The sequence below is a fragment of the Candidatus Tumulicola sp. genome, from assembly GCA_036490475.1.
In the GTDB taxonomy this organism is placed as follows: Bacteria; Vulcanimicrobiota; Vulcanimicrobiia; order Vulcanimicrobiales; family Vulcanimicrobiaceae; genus Tumulicola.
Window position 1 is genome coordinate 1,249,041 of record DASXDT010000006.1, and the last position, 24,210, is coordinate 1,273,250.

Below are 24,210 nucleotides of genomic sequence, written 5' to 3' on the forward strand. Positions count from 1 at the left end.
GTGGTTAGCGGCGAACTGAAGCTTCAGCGTCCGGCGCACGTGCACGCGGCCAAGCCGATGCGCCATGCGTTGGTGGCCTTTCTATCGGCGCTGGAGGTTCCCGAAGTCGAACAGGTCGACGTGATCACGGCCGTCGGTGAAGCGCTGGCCAATGCCGTCGAGCATGGGTATCGCGGTTCGCAAATCCCCGACGTGTCGCTACGGGCGCGGCTCGACGCGAATGGAACGCTGGCCGTCGACGTAATCGATGGTGGCCGTCACAAGCCGGTCGTGCAGCACATCGATCGAGGTTTCGGTTTGCGGATCGTCCGTTCCATCGCGCAGTCGATCGAGCTGGACGCGGACGAGGCCGATGGAACCGCGCTCCGGATGTTCTTCAAACTAAGCGCGTAGGCGGCGCCGGAAACCCGGCGCCGCACGGGGTCACTAGCAGCCCTTAATGATATTCTTGAGAACGTAGTTAACCGACGTGATCGTCTTGGCATAACACGAGCCGTCGACATTCGACGACTTGTATTGCTGGCGGCTCTTGCCGTCGCTCGGCGTGGCGCCCTGGCCGATGATGGTCAGCGTATCGGTGGCATTGACGGTATTCTGCTGGAGCCACGTTTGTGCGTTCTTACGCTGTTGGTCGTACCCGCTGCCGGTCCGAGTTTGCAGAATCGACACGACCTGCTTGGCGCTGTTCTGTCCGACTGTGTAGTTGTAGCCGACGTTGAGCGGCCAACTGAGCTGCGCGTGCGACTGGTACGAGCGCCCATTCGTTTGGGTCGAAACGTTCGACGTAAGCGTCATCGTCTGCTTGATGTTTTGCTTGTATTGCGAATCCGTGTCGACGATCGATTGATGGTTGTCGAACGCGACGCTTTGCGTCACTCGCGTCTGGATGCGCCCCTTCGACGTGACGACGTACCCGTTCAAACTAACCGGATGCGTGGCCGACACCTCGATCGTTCCTTGCGCGCCACCCGACGGCGTCGACTTCACGTGCTCGGTGACGACTTGGTTTGGGGTTACCGCGGTGCCGTTGGAAATCAACCCGCCGGTCACTTGCGACGAACCGTGATCTTCGTAAATCAGCAGCGCGCCGCTGGTTGCGAAGTAATTGTCGTCGTTGAAGACCGACACCGAAACGGTGTGCGGGTTACCGTCGTCGAGCGTCCCGGCGAACGGCGTCAGGTCGACGCGATACGGCTTGAAGTTGAGCGTGTTGACGCCCGGAATCGGAACCCACAGATTTGGGTCGAAGCCGCCCGTAAAGATGAACGGATAGATCGGCGCGACGCCTGCCGGCTGTCCGTCGACCGACACTTCACCTTCGCGGAAACCGGTGTTGCCGCAGTTACCCAGCTTCTCGGCCAAATCGTTGGGGAAACACGAGTACCAAAACTCGTCGTTGCTTTGCGGTTCGAGGAAGACGTCGAGATACGCTGCCTGCACGTTTTGCGGAAACGAGAACGTGCCGGTGAGCTGATCGGTCGGCGAATCTAAGTACACGTAGCCGCCGGCCGCGCCGGCCGCCATCGGATACACCGCATCGGCGACGTCGGAAGGCGCCGGATATTGCTTGGTGGCCGGATAGAAATCCAGCTCGGCGGTACCGTAGATGATGCCGGTGTATTGCGAGTTGACGATGTTATATACCGACGCTTGTGCGGGGGCGGCATTCGCGAACGCCGGCGCATATTCGGTAACGTCGCGCTCGATGGTCCACGCGGGGCTCATGCCCGGGCCCGGCTCGGAGGTCGTTCCGAAGAAGACGTTGGTGCCGCCGATCCACACGGCGCCGGTGCGATCGTATTGAATACCGGCCGTAACGCTGAACTTGATCTTCATAACGATCTTCGCATACGGACCGGGACAGTTCGCGGGCGGCGCGTAGTTAAACGGGTGATCGCCGTAGTCTGCAAACGTGCCGACGTCCGAACCGCCGGTCGAGAGCGGAGGCGTGTGCGGGTTGAACAGTTTATCGACGCACGGCGTTACCGGTGGGTGCGAGATGGGCGGATCGGCCGTCACCGGATAATTGCTCGAGCCTGTAGCGTGCATGCCGCCGCGTCCGACGATGCCGCGCATTTTTTGTGCGCTGCGAGACAGCGAGAGCGGGCCGGAGAGCGCGGCGCTTTGCGCGCTCGTGCCTTGTGGAAAGAGGGAAGCGCTGTTGTCGTGGCCGGCACAGGCGGTGCCGGCTGCGGTCAGCGCTATTACGGCCGACCACTGCGCCATACGACGGAAATAATTACGCATCCGAACCTCCTAGAGGAAGTGCCAGGGGTTGATGCGTTTCCGCAGGAGCCAAGCGACTCCTCGACGCGCAACGGCGGAGATGCAGTCCGCCGCCACGCGTCGCGTGCGTCCGAAGCTACATTGCCGGGGTGGGCGTCGGTTTCGGTGTGATCGTGCCGCTCGCGAGGTATTGGTTGGCCATCGCGAGATGGGCTTTGAGGGTCGGGAGCGTGTCGGCTGCAAACGTGCGTAACTGTCCCGATCCGCCGTTTCGGGCTTCGTTTTGGAACAGTGCGATCGCGTCGTTATGCTCTTTGACTTGCAATTGCATGTACGAACGCGCCGACGTCGTGGACATCACCGCTCCCGAACCTGAAGCCGGCGGTGGCGTTCCCGCTCCGGTGGAACTGCCGGTCTGAACGTGCGAGTTTGGATAGCTGAGATTCAAACTGTGCGCGATGGCACCGAGCGTGCTGCTTGCGGTGGTGTGGTCTTTGATCATCGTGTTCGCGAATAGCCGGACGCTGGCGTTTGGGTGTTTTGCCAAAATGGCGTGCGCCTGATCGATCTCAGTATTGTTCGACTGCATAGCCATCGTGACGAATTTTTGGTCGAAAGCGTTCGAGCCTTCACCGGTCTGCGCCAACACCGGTATCGATATGGCCGCCACAGCGACGGCAATGAGTGCGCTGAAAAATTTCATGAGCGTTCCTTATCGGTAAATTGTTGTAAGCATCGTACCCATCGCTTCTCTTTCCGCACATTCCGAGCACCCGCTCGCTTCGTACCGAAAAAAGATCGGGGCCGCGAGTGCGGCCCCGATTCGGGATCACGGTAAGTTAGTGCATTGGACCGATCCTTTTGCTTTCTTACACAAGCATCGTACCCTACAGGGGGTTCGTCAAACTTTCGACCGCCGGTTTATGACGTTCGTTATCTTCCACGTGCGTTCGGCGCCAAAGCGAGGCCGCGGCGCTTGCATTTGAAGGATGCACGGACGGCGACCCGTACTGCAGGCCCGTGCTGCTTTCGGAGCGGGTCATCCGCATTTGGTCGGCAATCGCGACGGCTATGGCAAGCGCTGCCCTGGTGGGTGGCAGCGTCGCCATGCTCTCGAACCTCGGATGGCTCGGCGGATCTTCCCGTGATTACCACGAGGAAGGCGTCGCTTGGTTTGCCGGCGCGTCCGCCTTCATTCTCATTGCGTTGGCGGTTGCGATCGTCGCGTCGCCTCGCCGTCGCGCATCGAATTCTCGGATTGCTCGATGGGAACGTGCGGCGATGGTCGCCGGAACGCTGGCGCTCACGTGCGCGATCATCGTCGTGAAAGAAGCGCTCGAGACGCAGTGCGGCGGAACCGCACCGTTTGACGCCGGCTCGATTCTGATCGAGCACGCCCCGGCGATCCTCGCCGCCTATTGTATCGTCGCGCCGCTCGTGGCTGCGGTCGTTCGCTTCAGTCTCGGCCTGGCCGTCGCGGCGGGCGAGATTGCAATCGAAACGCTGGTTCGTTTTCTGTCGTTGGTGCGGCATTCGTTACCGCCGCGCGACTTCGTTTGGGCCTGGCAGTCTCGTGTTGCACGCCGTTCGTTGCTGTTCTCGTTAGGTGTGCTGACGTTTCGTGCGCCGCCGTTACGATCGTTCCATTGGACCGATAGCACTGTGACTTAGGCGGCTGCGGCCGCCGGAAAGGCGGCTCATGCCACCACTCCTGACACGCGCGCGGCGCATTCTCGCCGTTGTTGCTTTTCTGTTTTTCATACTGCCGATCGCATCGCCGGCTGCCGAATCCACCACCGGCGCGATCCTCGGTAACGTGCTCACCGCTACCGGCAAACCGGTCGCCGGAGCGCACGTTTTGGCGCAATCACCATCCGGCCGGTATGCGGCGACGACCGATTCGAGCGGGCGATTTTCGCTGCTCAACATCACTCCCGATACGTACAGCGTCTCGAGCGATGCTGCCGGGTATTCGTCGGCTACGCGCGATGGCGTAACGGTGCTCGCCGGCCAAACGCAGGCCGTCGCGTTCACGATGCAGGTAACGCTCAAAACGATCGCTTCCGTTCGCTCGAGTGCCAAAGCGTTTGCAGTCGGTTCCACCGCCGATACGTTTACGGTAACCGGCGATACGGCGAAGGCGACCTATCCGGTAGCCGGCGCGGCCGGCGTCGCGCAATATACGCAAGGCACCGTTCAGGGTGCCATTGCGACGGTTCCCGGCGTCGATCAGGACGCGTTTGCAAATGCCATCTTGCGCGGCACGAAAATCCAGGACGCCGTCTTCGATTACGACTCGGTGCCGATTCCGCAAGGCCTCGTCGCCGAACCCGGCGGCGCGATCGATAGCGCGCAACTCTTTACCACCGGAGTCGGGTCGACGACCACCACGCTGGCCGGATTCGAAGCCGAAGGTCAAAACGCGCTCGGCGGCGTGATCGATCAAATCCCCGCCGTCGGTACGTATCCCGGGTCGTCGACGCTCGACGTGTGGGACGGAGTCGGTGCGCTCAACCAGGGATATGAGTTCGATTACCTCGGCGCGACGCCGGATCTTCGGTGGCGGTATGCGTTTTCTGCCGGCGGTCAAAACCAGTACCTATCGTACGGCGACGGCACCACGTTCTATCCGGCCGAAGGTGGATACGGGTTGGCGTTGCAATCGCGTGGCGATTCTACCGCTTCGGGAAACATCCACTTTCAGTTGACGCCGAAAGACGATCTCTCGGTTCTCGGGGTATGGGGAAACGCCGCCTACGATTATTACATGACTCCATTTGCCGGTGAAACCAACGGGTTTTTAAACGGTAAAGTGACGCAGTTCCCGTGCGGAGGCTGCGACCAGAACGCGCTGGCGAATACGCCGGGTCGCGTGCTCGGCAACTACAGCGTGCTCAAGGCTCAATGGGTGCATACGGGCGCGCATACCACCGCGCGTCTCCAGACCTATCTGTCGCAATTCGGTTCGAATAGCGGCGGCGCGTGGTGGGACGACGACAGCTTTCCCGACGGCAGCATTTCGCTGCAAGCCGCTCAAGGCGGAAAGCTGTTTGGCGCCAGTTACGACGTCGACGACTACGCCAATTCGCGCAACCACATCAAGTACGGCGCGCAGTACACCACCAATAGCAGCTACCTGTATCAACTGGTCCCGACCGCCGACGAGTTCATCCACTCGAACCCGACCATCTTTACCGAACTGCTGTACCTCGGCGATACCTATTCGATCGGCAGCCGGCTCGATGTAACGGGCACCCTGCGAACCGAGTTCAATCACATCGTACCGAGCGGCGGCTATATCTACGATGCGAACTTCATCGACCCGCATCTTGCGTTTTCATACCGCGTTGGCAGCCAGTACTCGTTTCGAGCCACCTACGACCGCACCAGTGTGGCCCCGCTACCGCTGGAAGCCGACCGCTACGACACCACCAATCCGGCGCCGTTCACCGCGCTGGCGCCGGAAACGGGAAATAGCTTTACCTATTCCTTGGAAGGCGGCGGCAAGACGCAGTTCCGCGCTACGTACTACGCCTATAACGAGGCAAACGTCATCGACGTTTTGCCGGTCAACTTTCGCTCAGCGGTGAACGCCGGGCAGAATCCGCTGGGCGTCGGCGTTCCCACCAACGCGGGCGAGTTCAGGGCGCATGGTTTCGAACTCTGGGTCAAGCGAGCCGGCTTCACACTCGATACCAACGTGGTGAAAGCGTACTCGGGAAGCGCGGCGCAGTTTGCGCTGAACAGTCTCAACGCTGCGGCGCAGGCGGCCGGGCATCTCTTTCCGGTCGGGTACGTTCCGGATTTTACAGCGAGCTTATCCTACGAGGCCGATTTTATTCACAGGCATTTGCGGATTACTCCGCAGCTTTCGTATGAATCGGGCTATCCGTACGGTAATGGGGCCGACGTTTGGATCTTCAACTCCAAAGGCGTACCGATCCAAGTCCCCAACGACAACAATCTGAACCCGGGTTACAACTACTACTTCCTAAAAAATCCGAACTGCCCGTTGAATCAAGTGCCGGGGAGGGTGGGCGGAAAACCCGGATGCGTTGCGGGCGTCAATCCGTATATTGCGAACCTCGGCGGCGGCGAGGGGGCGGATCCGAACTCGCTACGCACGACACCGCAGCTGATCACGAATCTGCACATCGAAGGCGACCTTTCGCCGCGGCTCATGGCATCGGTCGACATCGTCAACTTGTTCGGCGTCGCCACGCCGCAGCAGCTGATCGGAAACCAGTACTTGATCGGGCCGCCCGGCTATACGGGCGGCAATCCGATCTGGTCGCAGTATTATGCCGAACAAGTCTGCGGTGGGAAGTGCCCGAAAGGCACCTCGTATCCGTACGGAAACGGCATTCCAACCAACTACTTCTACAACACTCCGAAAGGCGAGAATGCGATCCGCCAATCGATTCCTTGGAGCTACGGAACGCAGGGCTACATGCCGCTCGGGTATCCGATGGCGCGTACCGTTGAGTTCCGGTTACGCTACCGCCTGAAGTAAGCTGCGCGACGGCGCGTTCGTTACGCGGACGCGCCATGCAGTGCTGCTTGCAGCATTCGCAGCGAATGCAACGAGCGCGGATTTCCGGTCAGACGCACGTTGAGATCCAATGCGTGCAACTCGAGTAGCGGACCGGCGTCCCGCGATAACTCAATCGCACGTTCGCTGCAACGCCGGGCTTCGGCGCCCCGCCGCAACCCGCTCAACGCGATCGCCTCGGCAACTTTGGCTCGGCCGATCACGCGCGGCCAACGTTGCGAGCGCGCTTGCACCTCGCGCGCCAGATCGACTGCCGACTGCGGGCGTCCGGTAAGCGCCAGCGCTTCGGCGCGCGATACGGACAACGCTTGACGTACGGTAAACGCGTTACAACTCGAACGATCGGCTAACGCGATCCACTCCAGCGCGGCATAGCCGTCGCGGCGATGCACGTCGATGCGCGCCAAGCTCGAGAGCACGACCAGCCGGTCGAGTTCGCTTCCGAACAGATCGATCAAGGCCCACGCTTCCAACGCTTGGCGTTTCGCTTCGTCGACGTTTCCGAGCGTCAACAGATGCGACGAGATCGCTTGTAGTCCCAGTCGCAGCGCGCGCACGTCGCCTTGCCGAGCCGCATCGGCGACGATGCCGCGCGCGTCGTCCAACGCGGCGCCGACGCGGCCGGCGTCGAGTGCTTTCAAACCCGACGCACGAATACGCACGTCGACTGCGAGCCGGCGGTCGACGAGCGGAAACTTGCGCGCTAGCGTTCCGGCTTCGTCGACCGCCGATCGTGCCGCTGCGACGTCGCCTTGGCCGAACTGCAGCGACGTCTCTTGAATCAACGCTTTTACCAAGACCGGAGCGAGCGAAGCGTTGCCCCGCTCCACGCACCGGCGTAAGCGCGCGATCGCCGCGCGCCGCAGGTCCGGCGATTCGGGCGATCCCAAACAATACGCCGCTTCGTAGTCGGCCAACTCGCATTCGGCCTCGACCGTTTCGCGCAAGGTGTTATCGGCTCCGTCGACCAGGCGTTTTGCTCGTCCCGCGGTTTGGCGTGCCGCCAGAAAGTCGCCGCTTTCGATTTCGAGATCGGCGCGTAAACACAACGCGCGCGCCGCGTCTTCGCGGTCGCCGGCGCGTGCCAGCACGTCGGCCATGGAGGCCGCTCGCGCGTATTGTCCACCGTCACGTAACGCTTCGATGGCGAGAAAGCGTGGATCGATCACCGGGGCCGCGCCGCCGTTCAGCCGTTCGGCGATCGCGTCGGCGAAGCGTTCGCGTGCTTCGCGCAAATCGCGATAGAACTGGCTTCGCGAAACTCCGACGTCGTCGGCGATCGCGTCGTGTGGCTCGCGGTCGACGTCGCACCGGCGCAAGACGTCGAAGCGACGCCGGCCGTTCGGTTCGGACGACAGTTGCGTCAACACGTCTTCGATCGCGGCTGCCAGTTGGTTGGGTGCGTAGCCGTCGTCGCTGCCGGCCAAAGCGAGCAGTGCCGGCTTCGCCCGTCCAAGCGCCGAGCGGCTTTTCAAGCCGCGAAGCAGGGTGACGGCGGCGCGGCGCTTCACCCGCGAGCTGTCTATCATGCTGTGCGATTCGGTTCGCATGCGTGCGTTACCCGGCCGGACGTGGGACTAACGAGAGACTACAGCGGCTAGTTACTGCGATGCGATCCGGAAGAAGTGCCGTCAACGAAAACGCCGATCCATAGGGAGACCCAGCATGAAACGTTTTTCCGGTTTGACGCGCGCGGCAAGCGCCGCCAGCGCCGTTACGCTGCTCGCCGCAGGCTGCTCCGGCGGCGCGTCGCAAAGCTCCAGCGGATTCGCTCCGGCCGCCGCGTCGCGGCCGAGCGCCGCCACCTATCGCCCGATGATCGACGCGCGCGGTGTGATGTCGCAGTGGCCGCAAGGATTTGTCCCGAACGGGCTCCGCCGCGCGTCGTTGCGTACGGCGCCGGATGCGGTGAAGACTGGCGTCGCGGTCGCTCAGTTCGGCGGTTCGAGCGTGCTCTGGTTCGATAACAGTAACAATAAAAAGAACGTGCCGCCTAGCAACTGCGTGCCGGCGCAATCGACCAACGGCATCCGCGTGGATCGCCACAAGAATTTGTGGGTGCCCAACGGCATCAACGACACCGTCACCGAGTACGCCCCCAACTGCGGCGCGGCGTTGCTGACGATTACCGACACCACCGGCGAACCGGCCGACGTCGGCTTCGATCGCAGTAACACCGTCTACGTGATGAACATCAACAATCACAGCGGTCCGCCGACGGTCGCGGCATATTCGGCTACCGGCAAATTCAAGCGCACCTTGAGCGATCCGACCTTCAACTCGTTGTTCGGCGTTAACAGCGATCGCCTCGGCAACGTATACGTGTCGAACCTTACGACGCAGAACGTCGGTACCGTCATCGAGTTTCCTAAGGGCAAGATGCCGGGAACCGTGCTGTCGGGCATTAACCTCGGCTTACCGGGGGTTCCCGCGTTCGATTCGAAGGGTAACCTGATCATCACCGATTGGGAAGCGCTGACGCTCGACGTCTACGCGCCGCCGTACACCGGTTCGCCCACGACGTCGCCGATCGAAGGCTCGTCGATTTGGTGTCCGCTCGGCCCGCAAGAGAATCGCGTTTATTGCGGCGACGCCGACAATGGCTCGATCGACGTCTTCAAGTATCCGGGCGGAAAGTATCTCTACAGCTATACCGCCGATCTTTCACCGAGCGAACTGGTGACCGGAGTGGCGCCGTCTCCGGCGTGGGGATATTGGAAGTAACGAACGCGTAGGACGGCCGGTACCGGCGGCCGAAGCGGAATCGGTACCGATGTCCGAACATAAATCGTACGCCGTCCTCGCTTTGACGTTGCTGCTATGTGCCGGCGCCGCGCCGGCACATCCATCTGCGGCGGCCTCTCCCGAGCCTGCGGCGCCCAGCGTGCCCGACGCGGTCACGCATCATAGCCTCTCGATCGCCTCTAAAACGTACGACTATACCGCGCGTGTCGGAACGATGGCCTTGTATAACAAACAAGAGCAGCCGATCGGAACGATGAGCTACGTCGCGTATACGCTCGACGGCGCGGCGCCGGCCAGTCGTCCGGTCACGTTCTTTTATAATGGCGGTCCGGGAAGTTCGACCATGTGGTTGCACATGGGATCGTTCGGCCCGATGCGCGTGGTGACGCCCAACGGCCAGATGCCGGGGCCTCCGCCGTATCGCATCGTTCCGAACGAGAGCACGCTGCTCGACCGCACCGACGAAGTGTTTATCGACATGCCGGCTACCGGTTTCGGAAGAATCTCGGGGCAGGGCAAACCGTCGGATTTTTTTGGGGTCGATAAAGACGCCGATGCGTTCGCGCAATTCGTGGAACGCTACGTTTCGACGTTCGGCCGTTGGAACTCACCGAAGTTTTTGTACGGAGAGAGTTACGGAACCACGCGTTCGGCCGCGCTCTCCGACGAGTTAGAACAAGGCGGCATCGCACTGAACGGCGTCGTGCTGCAGTCGTCGATTTTGAATTTCGGCCTCGATAATCTCACGAGCGCGGCTGCGATCGGCGGGCCGGACAGCCATTTCATCTTCTATCTGCCGACGATGGCGGCGACCGCGTGGTACCATCACGCGTTGCCAAATGCGCCGGCCTCGCTCGATGCATTGCTGCCGGCCGTCCAACAGTTCGCCTTGGGTGAATACTCCGACGCGCTGGCGCGCGGTTCGACGCTCGACGCCGGAACGTACAACGATGTGGTCGCCAAGCTGCACCAGTACACCGGCCTGCCGGAAGCGTTTATTCGCAACTCGAATCTACGCGTACCGTACCCACGCTTTCAGGCCGAACTGCTGCGCGGTCAAGGTGTCCTGGTCGGACGGCTCGACTCGCGCTTCTCGATGGATACGCTCGACGGTCTCGCCGATCGCGCCGACGACGATCCGACCGAGGCCGCGATCAACGGGCCGTTTACCGCAGCCGTCAACGATTATCTGCGGGGGCCGTTGGCGTATCGCACGCCGCTGCTGTACCGTTCGAACGCCTACGACATTATTCAAGATGGCGGCGGGTGGGACCACAAACATAACGGCAATCAGGTGACCGATGTCTCGCCGGATCTGGCCCACGCGATGACGTTCGATCCGCATTTGCAGATTTTCTCAGCCAACGGCTACTACGATTTCGCGACGCCGTATTTCGCAACGGAGTTCACCTTGAACCATCTCGGAATCGGCCCGACCTTACAACGCAACATTACCTATGGCTACTATCCCAGCGGACATATGATGTATTTGGTGCCGTCGGTGCTGACGCAGATGCACGACGATCTCGAACGTTGGTACGCAGCCGCGCTGAGGCCGGCGTCATGATGGTACGCAAATATGCGGCCGCGCTGCTGGCGCTGGTCGCGACGCTCGGAGCGGTGCGGCACACCCGCCCGCCTGCCCAATCGTCCGCGCCGGTTTCGGTGCCGTCGGGTTACGTGATCCCCGACGCGGTCACCCATCATTCGATCGTCTTAAGTGGTAAAACGATTCCGTACACCGCGCGGGCCGGAACGATCGTGTTACGCGATAGCGACAACCACCCGACGGCGACGATGTTCTATACCGCATACACGCGCGACGGCGTCGATACGCCCAAGCGTCCGGTGACGTTTTTCTACAACGGCGGCCCGGGAAGCTCGACGATTTGGCTACGCATGGGATCGTTCGGTCCGGTGCGGGCCGTGACCGGAGCCAACGGCACAATCACGCAGCCGCCGCCGTATCATCTCGTCGCGAACAGTTATTCGTTGCTCGATGCCAGCGACTTGGTGTTCGTCGACATGCCGGCCAGCGGCTACGGCCGCATCCTGCCGGGCGCCGACGCCAAGAAAATTTTCGGCACCGATAACGATGTCCGCGCGTTCGCCGATTTCGTGGAAGACTACATCACGAAATTCAACCGTTGGAACTCGCCGAAAGTTCTGTACGGCGAATCCTACGGCACGCCTCGCACGGCGATGCTTGTCGATACGTTGGAGACCGACGGCGTCGGTATGAACGGCGTGGTGCTGCAGTCGTCGATTCTCAACTACGCACTTGCATCGCGCGAAACGTACGGCGCCACCAGTACCGACGATTGGCAGTACGTGTTCAGCATGCCGACCGAAGCGGCGACCGCGTGGTACTATCACGCGGTTTCGGGCGCTCCTTCGAGCCTGAGCGCCTACATGCGGGAAGTGAGCGCGTTCGCGATGGGCGACTATCGCCGCGCGCTGGACGACGGCGACTCGATCGTGCCGGCCACGTTCGATGCGATCGTCGCAAAGCTGCACCACTACACCGGACTTCCCCAGCAATACATTCGCGACGCGAAACTGCGCGTCTCCGGCGAGCACTTTTTGATGGAGTTCCGGCGGTCGCAAGGCAAGATCGAAGGCGCTTACGACTCGCGCTACCAGCTGTTCTCGCTGGATCGCGCCGGAGAATTTCCGGACAACGAGGCGACCGGCGCGACGATGGATGCGCCGTTCATTTCGCTGGCTAACCAATACATGCGCGAAACGCTCAACTATCGCACGACGCTTCCATACCTCACCGACGCATACAGCGCGATCCGAAAAGCCGGCCCGTGGGACTTCAAGCATAATGGTTCGCCGGTGCTCAACACCGCGCCTGATCTGGCCGACGCGATGGTCATCAACCCCTACTTAAAAGTGTACTCGGCCAACGGCTATTACGATTCGGTGACGCCGTTTCTCGCCACGGTCTACGCGCTGGACCACCTCAATCTTCCGCCGTCGCTGCAGCGTCACATTTCGTACGGATTCTATCCGGCGGGGCACATGATGTACCTCAATATCAACGCGCTGGCGCGACTACACTCCGATCTCGAGCGCTGGTACGCGCAGTTGCCCCAACGATAATGCGCCGTTATGCCGCGCTCGCGGCGGTGCTCGCGACGGCGTTGGCGGCATTGCCGGCCAACGAGGCTCGACTCGAATCGGCGTATCTGCAGATCCCGTCGTCGGCCGGTGCGAGCGCCAGTTCGCGCGTGTTAAACGAGGTGTATCACTACGCGGGCACGCCGGGCGACTACCGGTTGGCCGTATACATGCGCGACACGATGCGCAAGTACGGATTGAAAGCCTGGATCGAATCCTTTCCGGCCTTGATCTATACGCCGCGCGTGCTGCAGCTGCAGCTGCTGACGTCTCCGGCCGTCACATTCGATCTGCACGACCAAAAGATTCCGGTCGATCCCGACGGCTCGCGTTCCGACGCGGGCTTGCCGTTTAACGCGGGTAGCGGCAATGGCGACGTGCGCGCTCGCGCGGTGTACGTTAGCCGCGGTTTGGATGCCGATTACGCGACGCTCGCTCGCGCCGGCGTTTCGCTGCGCGGAAAAATCGCGATCGTCCGGTACGGTGCCGAGTTTCGCGGCGGTCTCGCTAAACGCGCGCAAGCGCATGGCGCGGCCGGCGTTATCTTCTATACCGATCCGAAAGACGACGGTTACGGCAAGGGAGCCGTTTATCCGAACGGGCCGTACCGTCCGCTGGGCGTCGTGCAGCGCGGCGTCGTGGCCGGTAGTCACGCGCTATCGATTCCGGTGTTGCCGGTTACGGGCATCACCGCGACGCGACTAATCGCCGATACGACAGGCGTGGCCGGTCCACCGGGGTGGGCCGGCGATCTGCACGTACGCTATCCGATTGGAACGACGCGCTCGCTGGTGCATTTGCATGTCGTGCTGAACCTGCGAAGCACGACGCTATGGAATACGATCGGCGAGATCACCGGAGCGAATCCCGCGCAATCGGTCATTTTGGGCGGCCATCGCGACGCATGGGTATATGGCGTGACCGACGACGGTTCGGGAATCTCGGCGCTACTGGAGGTCGCGCGAGGACTCGGACGCTTGAAGCAGAGCGGTTGGGTGCCCAAACGCAGCATTCGCATCGCTGGTTGGGACGCAGAAGAAGTCGGTGAGTTGGGCTCGGAAGATTACGTCGCCAAGCATCGTGCCGAATTGCTGGCCGGCTGCATCGCTTACGTCAACACCGACGAGGCGGCATCCGGGCCGACGTTGGGCGTTGCCTCGGCGGGCGCGCTTGAAACGGTCGTCGTTCCCGCGGTAACCCAAGTGTTGAACGTGCAGCGTCCTGAGATCGACGCGCCGTCCGGCGGCTCCGATTTCACCACGTTCATCTACAAACTCGGCACGCCGATCGTCGATTTGGGATATGGTGGCCCGCTTGGCACGTATCACTCGCCGTATGACGACTACAGATTCGCTTCGATGTACGCCGATCCGGGATTCGTCCATCACCGTACGATCGCGCAGACCATCGGAATCATCGCGTTACGCCTGGCGAACTCCGATGGGATTAGCTATCGGTTCAACCCGTACGTGGCGGCCTTGCAAGCCGGTCAAAAAACGTTGGCGAAAGCGGCCGCGAGCGCAAAGGTAACGCTCGCTCCCGAACTCACCGGCGCCATCGCGCGATTTGCGACGGCGGCGCAAGCCTACGACGCGTCCGGTATCGATGGCGGGACGCAAGCCCTACAGGCAGCGCAACGCCTCGATTTGGTCGCGTATTCGGCCAACGGTTATGCCAGCGTGGCCTTCCCGGCGATCGCGACGGCGATCGCGACCGGTTCGCAAACCAACGTCGATGCCGCGGTGCAGTCGACCGCGACCGAGCTCGATGGCGTAACGGGACTGTTGACCGCCGAGAAGTAGTGCGCGTGCGTCGGGCGGTGCTTTGGCTGCTCGTTATGCTGTTCGTGCCGGCCGCCGCACATCCGCAAGCCGCGCCCGGCGTCGCTGCGGCTGCGAAGCCGGCCGAAATTGGAATACAACTGACGGCCGTGGGTGGCTCAAACTGGTTCGAGGGCGTTCGAAAGCGCTATTTCACACCTGCGGTGATGCACGACATCCGCGACAATCTGCACGCGTCGTTCGTCCGTATCGGCTGGTTCCCCAACGACCTGCACATCGAGCGCATTCCGTGGCGGCGCGAGGACGAAGCGCTGGATACGATCTGCGGCGCGGGCTTGCGAGTGTTGTTTTTGATCCCGAGCCCGAAGGACGATCCTAAGGGCACGTCCGACGATCTGCATTCGACCGGTGCGTTTCTCGATCGCTACACGCATCGCGAGTTCGGCTGCATCGAATACGCCGAAGTCGGTAACGAATCGGATCTCCCCGTTAACGGTTTCTCGAGCGTCGACCAATATGCAACGTTTTACGAAGCAATGGCTCCGATCGTTGCATCGTACGGCGTGAAAGTTATTACCACCGGAACGTCGGGGGAAGACGTACCGTGGACGCAGCGGCTAGCGGTCCTGTTACGCTCGGGTAACCCTGCTCCGCCGCTCGACGGATTCGGCTTTCATCCATACGGCGTCGATCCGTCGCAGATGGCGGCCGCGACGCTGTCGGTGCGGCAAGCCGGTGGTGCGTTCGGAGCGACGCCGTTGCCGGAAGTCTACGTTACCGAGATCGGCGAGCACCGTCCGGACGATTTATATCGGGCGATCGTCGCGCTCGCGCCGGTGACGCCGATGATAACGATCTACGAGTATTTGCCGCGTCCGAACGAAGACGCGGGCTATGCGATCAAGAGTAATCCGCAACTGTACGACGCGGTCGTACGTGCGTGGACGACGTTGCACGCCCACGCGTCACGGAGCGAAGTGAATGGCTCCGTAGCAGTGCGACGATGAACCCATGTGCATCACCACGTCGTAGGTCTTCGCGGGCTTTACCGTTATCGCGTGCGAGACCGCGCACTCGCGTTTGATCTGCGCGATTAGTCCGTACGGTCCCGGCTGCATGCCGTGAAACGCGAACGACCCGTCCGTCGCGGTCGCGGCACCGGCGAACACCGTCTTCGAGAGGATCGAGACGAGCAATACTTGCGCCACGACGATCGGTTTGCCATGCGCGTCGACCACGCGTCCGCGAACCGTCGATTTCACCGGCTGTCCGGCTTGCGCCGCGTACGCGCCGTTTGCCAGCGCTAGAACGACCAGTGTAGCGGTCGCGAGGGCGCGCCACACGCGTGCGGTCACGTTTCTTGAACGAGTGCGGTCGCGTGCTCCGGCAAGCGTCGCGGACCCGGGGGCGGCGCCGTTTCGCCACGCGGACGTTTGGCTGCGGGCGCATCTTTGGGCGCCAGCCACATATACACGTTGGGAATCAGCAGCAGCGTCAACACGAGCGAACTGACTACGCCGCCGATGACGACGATGCCTAGGCTGGAGCGCGAGCTCGAACCGGGTTCGAGCGCGATGGCCAGCGGAATGTTCCCGGCGACCACCGAGAAGCTGGTCATCACGATCGGACGGAACCGCGTGTGCGCGCTTTCTACGATTGCGTCGAGTTTCTCCACACCGCGAGATCGCAGCGTATTGGCATAGTCGACCAGTAGAATTCCGTTCTTGGATGCGATGCCGATCAACAAGATCGTGCCGATCAGCGAGAACAAGTTCAACGATTTGTGCGTCAGCAGCAACGCGCTGACGGCGCCGATCGCCGCTACCGGCACGGAGAAGATGATGATCAACGGCGAGATGTAACTGTTGTACAAGGCGACCATCAGCAGGTATACCAGAATGATCGAAACGATCATCGAGACGCCCATGCCGACCAGCGTTTGATGCATAAAATCTTGCTGGCCTAACGGTGCCGGTTTCACCGAAACGTTGGGCGGCAAGTGTAGCGACGGCAGGCGCTTCATCAGGCCGGCCTCGACCGCCGAGAGCGACGACGACGAAGAATAGTTGGCGTCGACGTGCACCACGGTGTTGCGGTTGCTGCGCGTCATGAGCGGCGGCGTCGGCGTCGAGACGAAACGAGCGATATCGCCTAAGTAGACGATCGAGCCGTTGGACGAACGAATCGGGATCGACTTGAGCGCCAGGATGCTGGTTTGATACGAGTCGGGATAGATGACCTGAACTTGCTCCAGGCCCTGCGACGTTTCGAACTGCGTCGCGACGTTGCCACCGAAGGCCGCGCCGGCGGCTTGCGCGGCTTGGCCTAAATCGACGCCTAGCGCTTGGGCTTTCTCTCGATCGAACTGTACGGAAATCTCGGGGGCGCGTTGCGTGCCGCTGCTGTTGACGCTGGTCGCGCCGGGTACCGTCTTGAGCAAGTCCATAACGCGTTGCGCGTAGTCGGTCGGATCTCCGCCCGTCAGGTCGGAAACGAGGAGGTCGATCGGTTGAGAGTTGCCGGCTTGGGTTCCGGTTGCCGGAACGACGTACGCCTGCACGTTGCTGGGAAGGTAGTCATTCGCGACTTTCTCGAGTTGCGTCACCCAGTATGAGGTGGAACGCTGGTGCTCGTCTTTGAGCCAGACGTGCACTTGCCCGACGTTGCTTTGCGATACGAATCCGCCGAATGCTGCGGAGTACGCGCCGGCCACGGCCGTGTTTGCGAATACGTCTTTTGCGTCGAGGATCTTTTTCTCCAGGCCGAACACGCCTTTTTCAACCGTCGTGATGGGCGTTCCGATCGGGTAGACGACTTGGACGTAGATTTCGCCGCGGTCGACCGGCGGGATGTATTCTTCGCCGACGAACCCGAGCGCAACCAATCCGATCGCGCCGACGAAACTCAACGCGCAGAGCGCGGCGACTAATTTTCCGTGCTTCAAGGCCCATGGCAAGGTCTTCCCGGTGTACCAGTTGCGTAGGTCGTCGAAGCGGTCGCCGAATGCGTCGACGATCTTCGGCGGGTTCCAATGCGATTTCAGAGACCACAAACCGGCCAGGGTCGGGGTGACGGTAAACGAGACGAAGAGCGACGTGAGGGTCGAAATGACGACCACGATCGCAAACTCGGCGATTTGTCGTCCGACTTGGCCTTGGATGAACGCGATCGGAAGAAAGACGACGACGTCGACCAACGTAATGACCACGGCCGCCGCGCCGATCTCTTCGCGCCCGTGAATTGCGGCTTCTTCGGGCGGTTCTTTGAGCTCGGTGAAGTGGCGTTCGATGTTCTCTAAGACGACCGTCGAGTCGTCGACCAAGATGCCGATCACCAGCGACATGCCCAGCAGCGACACCGTGTCGATGGTTAGATGGAGTAGTTTCATCGCCGTTACGGCAATCGCGAGCGACGTCGGAATCGATACGCAAACCACGATGGCGCTGCGCCACGAGCGCAGGAAGAACATCATCGCGAGGCCGGTCAGTAGAATCGCCTCGCTCAGCGTGCGGACGACGGCGTCGATTTGCTGGCCGGTGAACTTCGACTGAACGTGGATCACACGGAACGCGATTTCCGGGAACTGACGCTGAATTTCGGGCAGCACCTTAATGACGTTATTCGAAGCGTCGACTTCGCTGCCGGTCGACGCTTTCTGCACCTGCATGAACAACGCCGGTTTGCCGCTGACGTGCGCGAACTGCAAGCGCGGCTCGTAGGCGTCGGTGACGGTTGCGACGTCCTCGATGCGCACCACCGAGTTGCTGGCGGTCCAGGGGTTGACGGCGCCGGCGAGCGACGACAGTCCACCGGTGAGGTTTTCGACTTGCGATGCCAGCGTACCGGGCGATCCGCTGGGTTTGATGATTGCGAGGTTGCGAACCGAGTCGAGGTTTTGAATGTCGCCGCGGATGTCGATGGTCGTTTGGCGGTTGGTTTCGTAGGCGTATCCACCCGGAACGCGCTGGTTATCGGCCTGCAGCGTGGCGATCACGTCGTTGATCGTCAAGCCGTTCGCGGTCAACTTAGCCGGATCGACGACCACTTCGTAGGCCGGCGTCACCACGCCACCGACGTTGACGAACGAGATGCCCGGCACTTGTTCGAGGCGCGGCGCGATCACGTTGGTGGCGTATAACGCCAGCTTAGAAAGCGACAATTTTTGCGAGTAGAGCGCGATCGTGACGACGACCGATTGCGTCGGGTCTTGCAAATTGACCGTCGGCGGCGTCAAGTTCGTCGGCAAGTACTTAGCGGCGGCTTGCACCGCTTTGTTGGTCAGCGCCAGATCGGTCGCGGTGTCGGATTGCAGGTCGAAGATGCCGGTGATCGACGCCCGGCCCTGTTGCACGACGGCGTTGATCGTCTGCAGGTCCGGCGTGCCGGCCAGATTCTGTTCGATCGGCTGCACGATGCTGTCGCGCATCTCGGTAACCGACGCGCCGTTGTACTCCACCGAGATCGTGACCGTCGGCTGGCTGACGTCCGGAAAGAGTTCTTTGACGATCGTTGCGGTCGAGACAACGCCGGCAAACAGCATCAACGAGACTAGCACGAAGACCAGCGTCGGGCGCTTGATGAACAGCCGCGTTAAGCTAAACATTGAAGAAGTACCGCGGCTTAATGGAACTGCACCGTTTGGCCGTCACCGACGCTCTGTTGGCCGTCTTGCAGAATGCGCGTTCCCGAAACGATGCCGGTCACGATCGAATCCTTCGTGTCTCCGCCGATTTCGGTGACCGGAGTGGTCTTGAGCGTTCCGTCCGAACGCACCACCATTACCGCGGTGTGATTGTCGTCGGTAAACGCCGTTTCGGGCACGACGATGCCGCGAACCGCGGGAAGCGGAACGGTGCCGACGATGGCCATACCGGGGCGCAGCCGGCGGAATGGATTCTGAACGACGACCTTCACTTGAAAGTCGGTCGAGCCGGGATTGATTTGATTCAGTACGCCGACGACCGTACCGGTAAACGTCGCGTGGTTGCCCAGGTCGGCTACCAGCACGTTCGCGCGCACGCCAGGTTGGATGTTGGCCACCTCTGCGCCCGAGCCGTGCAACACCGCATACACCGGATCGACTTGCTGGAGCGTAAAGAGTTGGCGCGTGCCGGGATACTCGCCCGGATTGAAATTGCGGTTGACGACCACGCCGTCGATCGGCGAAACGATCGTCGCCTTGCCGATCTGCACCTGTACTTGTTCGGCTTGGGCTTGTGCGACGGCGACTTGGGCCTGCGCTTGCTGTACCGTCGATTGCTGTAAACCACCCGAACCAAGCGTGCCGTTGGCCTGTACGTTCGAGCGGGCCGAGGATAATTGCGAGTTTGCATTGTCGAGCGCGGCGGAATCGTCGCGGCCGGTGGCTCGATCTTGCTCCACCTGTGCCAGCGATACGTAGCCCTTGTCGTACAAATTTTGATCGCGGGTGAGCTGGGATGCGTCGCGTTCCTGATTGGCCTTAGCTTGATTGACGGCCGCGTTGGCGGCACGCATGGCGTCGGCGCCCTGTGCGATCGAGAGCGACCCCTGATAGACCGCGTGGCTGGTCGTGGCGACGTTACTGTTGGCGGTCGCTTGGTCGGCGCGTAACTGCGCCTCCAGATCGGAGGTGTCGAGCACCGAAAGCACCTCGCCCTTGTGCACGATGTCGCCTTCTTGCACGTTGACCGAGTCGGCCGGCTCGGATAACGTCGATTGCACCGCGACGTTTTGATATGGAGCGATAATTCCGGCAAGCCGGCGGCTTGGCTGGACGGCCCCAATCCGCACAATCGCTGTCGTAACGAATGGAGTTGGCGGTGGTGGTGTCTTGTGCGCGCACGCGGCCAGCAGCACAACGGGAAGTACTTTACGAATTTTCAAGCATCTCAAACCGTATCCGCCGGTGCTGAGAAATTGACCAACGAGCTCGGTTTGTGGAGAGGGGGAGGGCGGCGACCGGCGCCGCCCCCGGGTTTACCCTAGCACCAGTGGCCTTCGATCCAATAGTATCCGTGCGCCGTATGTGCCCAGTGGCCGCCACACCACGCGCCGGCGTGATGGACGTAGCGTCCGCCGTACCAGGCGTAGTTCGAGCCGGTCCAGCGGTAGTGGCCGCCAACCCACACGTATCCGGCACCCGGCCGGGCGGGAACGCGTTCTACGACGGCAACGGGCGGGGCGGTTGTAACGTAGACCACGGCGGCTTGTGCAGGAGTAGAACTAACAAAAATTCCGGTCGCGACTGCGACGGCAACGAGAAGATGCTTCAGCATACGAGTCCTTTCAGTCGGAAGGTAAGCATACGTCGACCTTCATCGGCCATACGCAACGGGCCTTGCAATCACGCGCGGCACCGATTGCGCTAGAGCGGTCGTCGTGCGTTACGCAACCGCAGTCGGATTCGGCACCGGGCGGCCTTCGTCGAGATCGAGCAAATCGAACCACGTAACGATTCCGGGACGATCGGGTGCGACGCGTTGACGTTCGCTCTCGAAGAACGCGGCGGAATCGGTTCCGGGCTCCGGATGCCATTGCTCTCGTTCGTGGTTGAAGCGATCGATGTCGGCTTGCGTCTTGCGCGGCAGCGACGAATCGGAACGTAACCATCCGGCGATTGCGTCGTCGGTGTCGAGTTCTTTCACCTTGCGTGCGAACTCGGGCGCCTCGACGTCCAAGAATGCGAACAGCGGCTTGTCGTGCGGACAATCGTAGTGATAATCGCCCAAGTGCCCTTCGTTATAGGCTTTGGCCTTATCGATCGTGCGCTTCAGGGAGTCGAGCCCGGCCAGTTTGTCTTTCGCGCTGCGCGGCGCGGCATTCGTTAAATCCATGGTATGGCGTTCTGCACGTGTTTGCCGGTTCCGCCGTATGGTGGAAGGCGCTCGGCTGCCGGTAGCGTACCGAACCGCATGAGTTCGGCCGACGATATCCCCGCAGAACTGGCATCGGCGCTGCAAGGTAATCTCGCCGCACGCGACGCGTTTTTTGCATTGCCGCCATCGCATCGTCTCGAATACGTGCGCTGGATCGACGATGCCAAGCAGCCGCAAACTCGCGTGTCGCGTGCAAACAAAGCGCTTGAAAAGTTGGTACCCAAGAAATGAATTTGGACCGTCATGCAATTCCCGGTAGCGAACGCGAACCGGTACCCGGCGCGAAAGCCGTCGCACCCGCCGATCCGAATGCGTCGATCGAGGCGACGGTCGTGCTCAAGCGCCGTTCGCCCGACGAGTTCGGCGCGTGCGTTCGTCGCGCGGTCGATGCGTGGCCCGGCGCCCGCTTAAGCCGGGACGAATTCGCGAACCGCTTCTCGGCCGATCCCGCCGATTGTTCGGCCGTGCGTGCGTTTGCGAAAGCCAACGGTTTGCAAGTGGCCGGCGAAGATACGGCGGCGCATACGATTCGACTAAGCGGTACCGTCGCTGCGTTCTCGGCCGCATTCGGCGTCGAACTGCACACCTACGATTACCATGGCGGTTCGTACCGAGGCCGCGTCGGCTCCGTGCACGTGCCCGAGTCGTTAGCGTCGGTCGTGGTGGCCGTGCTGGGGCTCGACGACCGGCCGCAGGCGTCGCCGCATTTCCGCATACGCAAAGCGCTGGGGAAGGTCGCGCCGCGCGCGCAAGGTGCATCATTCGACCCCGTGCAGATCGCTAAACTGTACGGCTTCCCCGCGGGAGCGAAGGCGACCGGCCAATGCATCGCGGTTATCGAGCTGGGCGGCGGATACAAAGACGCTGATCTACAGGCGTATTTCAGCGGTCTCGGCGTGCCCGTTCCCGAGGTCGTTGCGGTCTCGGTCGATTCCGCGCAGAACGCGCCGACCGGCAGCGTCGACGGTCCGGACGGCGAGGTGATGCTCGATATCGAAGTCGCCGGCGCGGTCGCAACCGGCGCCAAGATCGCCGTCTATTTTGCGCCCAATACCGACGCCGGATTTCTCGACGCGATCACGGCCGCGATTCACGACACCACCAACAAGCCGTCGGTCATATCGATCAGTTGGGGTTCGGCCGAATCGACCTGGACCAAACAGGCGACGGCGGCGTTCGACGCAGCTTTTCAAGCCGCGGCAACGCTGGGTATCACGGTGACGGCGGCGTCGGGCGACAGCGGTTCGAGCGACGGCCAGAACAGCGGTAATCACGCCGATTTTCCGTGTTCGAGTTCGTACGCGCTGGCGTGCGGCGGCACCAAAGTTGCCGTGTCCGGCCAAACGCTTTCGGGCGAGACGGTGTGGAACGAAACGGCCTCCGATGAGGGCGCGACCGGTGGCGGCGTCAGTGCCGTCTTCGCGTTGCCGGCCTGGCAAAAAGGCCTGTCCGCGACGTCGACATCGGGAGTGGCGACGCCCTTGGCGCATCGCGGCGTTCCCGACGTTGCGGGCAACGCCGATCCCGAGACCGGCTACGCGGTTCGTATCGACGGAACCGATACGGTCCTGGGTGGCACCAGCGCGGTCGCGCCGCTGTGGGCAGCGCTGATCGCGCTGGCCAACGCGGCCGCCGGGACGAACGCCGGCTTCATCAACGCCAAACTGTATGCCGATGCGTCGGTCTGCCGCGACATCACGCAAGGCAACAACGGCGCGTTCGAAGCGGTCAAAGGATGGGATGCGTGTACCGGCTTGGGAAGTCCGAACGGTGCCGCCGTTGTAGGAGCGCTCGCAACGAATAAAAGTACCGTTTTATAGCATTCGTCGTCCACATTACAAAGAAGAGGCCTCGGCAAACGCCGCGGCCTCGTGTATTCGACTGGTTTCGACTACAGGTTTTTGGGAGCGGGGTACACTGCGACGCCGGCCGGATTTCCAGAAGAAATCGTCGCGTACGGTGAGGTCTTGTTTTTCTTGAACGCGGTGACATCGCCCGGATAGTGGCCGCTGTTTCCAACGTACAGGCTTGCGTTCTTGCCGAATGCGATGCTGTACGGGCCGGCGAGGTCGTCGTCGATGCTCGATAACGGCTTGGTGTCACCGATCTTGAACTCGACGGCTAGGCCGGACGAGTAGTTCGCCACCCATAGGTGTCCTTTCGGATCGATTGCCACGCCGACCGGATCGCTGAGTTCGGTTAAGTTCAGATTCTTCGGAGTCGTCGTGCCTTTCGGAACTTCCCATACTGCATTGGCAACCGCGTCTCCAACGAACAGATCACCTTTTTTATCGGTCGCAAGACCGACCGGCAATTCGAAACCATTGATCTGTGCGCTCGGGCTGGTGGCGCCCTTCGGGAATACGAGCACATAGCATTGGCCGACGTACGCCCCGCTGGTAACGTAGACGGTTCCGGCATTATCTACTGCAACGCCGTTCGGATATACCAGTTCGTCCGAGAGCGTCACGCTCGGGCTAGTGGACCCGAGCGGATATTCGGTGACGGTGCTGTTGCCGTTGTTGGCAACGTACAACGTACCGGACGCGTCGACTGCATCGTTGACCGGCTCGTCGATGCCGTCGGTGATCGAACCGCTTTGTTTGGGCTTCTTCGCGTTCGCCGGATAGAGCTCGATCGTTTGCGTGTCGAGATCTGAGATAAATAGCGTCGCTTGCGTCTTCGCCGACGATGCATCGCCGTGCCCGCGATGGAGTAGCGCGGCATCGAGCTTCGAGCCAGACAATCCGAAGCGGACGTCGGCGCGCACCGATGCGATCATGCGGCCTTGCGGAGCCACGGATTGCACGGCTGGGGTCGGAGAGGATGCCGACGAACACGCGGCGAGCAGGGGAAGGACCATCGCTGCGACGGCCGGGTATGCTCTCTTTTTCACGATACCTCCTGAGTAAATGACGTTGAA

The 24,210-nt window shown here is 61.6% G+C and carries 19 protein-coding genes; 10 read left to right on the forward strand and 9 right to left on the reverse strand.

Annotation, left to right across the window (positions count from 1 at the left end):
• Complete coding sequence (locus VGF98_13520) at nt 1-393, forward strand: ATP-binding protein (protein HEY1682658.1); 393 nt, start codon at nt 1-3, stop codon at nt 391-393.
• A gap of 33 nt (nt 394-426) precedes the next feature.
• Here the strand turns inward: VGF98_13520 and VGF98_13525 are convergent, their stop codons facing one another.
• Together VGF98_13525 and VGF98_13530 are read right to left on the reverse strand one after the other, a co-directional pair.
• Nucleotides 427-2,247, reverse strand: coding sequence for a peptide-N4-asparagine amidase (locus VGF98_13525; protein HEY1682659.1), 1,821 nt, complete (start codon nt 2,245-2,247; stop codon nt 427-429).
• A gap of 115 nt (nt 2,248-2,362) precedes the next feature.
• Nucleotides 2,363-2,929 carry a DUF4142 domain-containing protein gene (locus tag VGF98_13530; GenBank protein HEY1682660.1) on the reverse strand — a complete coding sequence of 189 codons (567 nt, stop codon included), beginning with the start codon at nt 2,927-2,929 and terminating at the stop codon, nt 2,363-2,365.
• 317 nt (nt 2,930-3,246) lie between these two features.
• On the opposite strand from VGF98_13530, the gene VGF98_13535 reads away from it, so the two are divergent.
• Both VGF98_13535 and VGF98_13540 read left to right on the forward strand, forming a co-directional pair.
• A complete protein-coding gene (locus VGF98_13535) occupies nt 3,247-3,897 on the forward strand; it encodes a hypothetical protein (GenBank protein HEY1682661.1) in 651 nt (216 codons plus the stop codon).
• Between the two features lie 28 nt (nt 3,898-3,925).
• Complete coding sequence (locus tag VGF98_13540) at nt 3,926-6,739, forward strand: carboxypeptidase regulatory-like domain-containing protein (protein ID HEY1682662.1); 2,814 nt, start codon at nt 3,926-3,928, stop codon at nt 6,737-6,739.
• A 20-nt stretch (nt 6,740-6,759) separates the two neighbouring features.
• Here VGF98_13540 and VGF98_13545 read toward each other — a convergent pair whose 3' ends face one another.
• Nucleotides 6,760-8,307: a hypothetical protein gene (locus VGF98_13545; protein HEY1682663.1), complete on the reverse strand. Its 1,548-nt coding sequence runs from the start codon at nt 8,305-8,307 to the stop codon at nt 6,760-6,762.
• Nucleotides 8,308-8,443: 136 nt separating this feature from the next.
• On the opposite strand from VGF98_13545, the gene VGF98_13550 reads away from it, so the two are divergent.
• From VGF98_13550 to VGF98_13570, 5 genes are read left to right on the forward strand one after another with little or no spacing between them, the layout of a single operon-like run.
• Nucleotides 8,444-9,502, forward strand: coding sequence for a hypothetical protein (locus VGF98_13550; GenBank protein ID HEY1682664.1), 1,059 nt, complete (start codon nt 8,444-8,446; stop codon nt 9,500-9,502).
• Between the two features lie 49 nt (nt 9,503-9,551).
• Nucleotides 9,552-11,090, forward strand: a complete 1,539-nt coding sequence (locus VGF98_13555) for a hypothetical protein (GenBank protein HEY1682665.1) — start codon at nt 9,552-9,554, stop codon at nt 11,088-11,090.
• Nucleotides 11,087-12,631: a hypothetical protein gene (locus VGF98_13560; protein HEY1682666.1), complete on the forward strand. Its 1,545-nt coding sequence runs from the start codon at nt 11,087-11,089 to the stop codon at nt 12,629-12,631. Before VGF98_13555 ends, VGF98_13560 begins: the two co-directional genes overlap by 4 nt.
• Complete coding sequence (locus tag VGF98_13565) at nt 12,631-14,451, forward strand: M20/M25/M40 family metallo-hydrolase (GenBank protein ID HEY1682667.1); 1,821 nt, start codon at nt 12,631-12,633, stop codon at nt 14,449-14,451. Before VGF98_13560 ends, VGF98_13565 begins: the two co-directional genes overlap by 1 nt.
• A 5-nt stretch (nt 14,452-14,456) precedes the next feature.
• Nucleotides 14,457-15,437: a hypothetical protein gene (locus VGF98_13570; protein HEY1682668.1), complete on the forward strand. Its 981-nt coding sequence runs from the start codon at nt 14,457-14,459 to the stop codon at nt 15,435-15,437.
• On the opposite strand, the gene VGF98_13575 is transcribed toward VGF98_13570, so the two are convergent.
• The 5 genes from VGF98_13575 to VGF98_13595 all read right to left on the reverse strand — a co-directional run bounded on the left by VGF98_13575 (nt 15,396) and on the right by VGF98_13595 (nt 21,245).
• Entirely contained in the window at nt 15,396-15,785 is a 390-nt protein-coding gene (locus VGF98_13575; GenBank protein ID HEY1682669.1) for a carboxypeptidase-like regulatory domain-containing protein, read from the reverse strand. The genes VGF98_13570 and VGF98_13575 overlap by 42 nt on opposite strands.
• Entirely contained in the window at nt 15,782-19,033 is a 3,252-nt protein-coding gene (locus VGF98_13580) for an efflux RND transporter permease subunit (GenBank protein HEY1682670.1), read from the reverse strand. Before VGF98_13580 ends, VGF98_13575 begins: the two co-directional genes overlap by 4 nt.
• Before the next feature lie 17 nt (nt 19,034-19,050).
• Complete coding sequence (locus VGF98_13585; protein HEY1682671.1) at nt 19,051-20,295, reverse strand: efflux RND transporter periplasmic adaptor subunit; 1,245 nt, start codon at nt 20,293-20,295, stop codon at nt 19,051-19,053.
• Between the two features lie 98 nt (nt 20,296-20,393).
• The gene (locus VGF98_13590; GenBank protein ID HEY1682672.1) at nt 20,394-20,687 is read right to left on the reverse strand and encodes a hypothetical protein; all 294 of its coding nucleotides are present in this window, start codon (nt 20,685-20,687) and stop codon (nt 20,394-20,396) included.
• Between the two features lie 108 nt (nt 20,688-20,795).
• Nucleotides 20,796-21,245, reverse strand: coding sequence for a DUF5069 domain-containing protein (locus VGF98_13595; protein ID HEY1682673.1), 450 nt, complete (start codon nt 21,243-21,245; stop codon nt 20,796-20,798).
• Between the two features lie 78 nt (nt 21,246-21,323).
• Between VGF98_13595 and VGF98_13600 the strand changes: the two genes are divergently transcribed.
• Nucleotides 21,324-21,518, forward strand: coding sequence for a YdeI/OmpD-associated family protein (locus tag VGF98_13600; protein ID HEY1682674.1), 195 nt, complete (start codon nt 21,324-21,326; stop codon nt 21,516-21,518).
• A gap of 2 nt (nt 21,519-21,520) precedes the next feature.
• Nucleotides 21,521-23,107 (forward strand): S53 family peptidase, encoded by a 1,587-nt coding sequence (locus VGF98_13605; GenBank protein ID HEY1682675.1) that lies wholly within the window; start codon nt 21,521-21,523, stop codon nt 23,105-23,107.
• A gap of 71 nt (nt 23,108-23,178) precedes the next feature.
• On the opposite strand, the gene VGF98_13610 is transcribed toward VGF98_13605, so the two are convergent.
• The gene (locus VGF98_13610; GenBank protein HEY1682676.1) at nt 23,179-24,183 is read right to left on the reverse strand and encodes an SMP-30/gluconolactonase/LRE family protein; all 1,005 of its coding nucleotides are present in this window, start codon (nt 24,181-24,183) and stop codon (nt 23,179-23,181) included.
• Nucleotides 24,184-24,210: the final 27 nt, after the last annotated feature.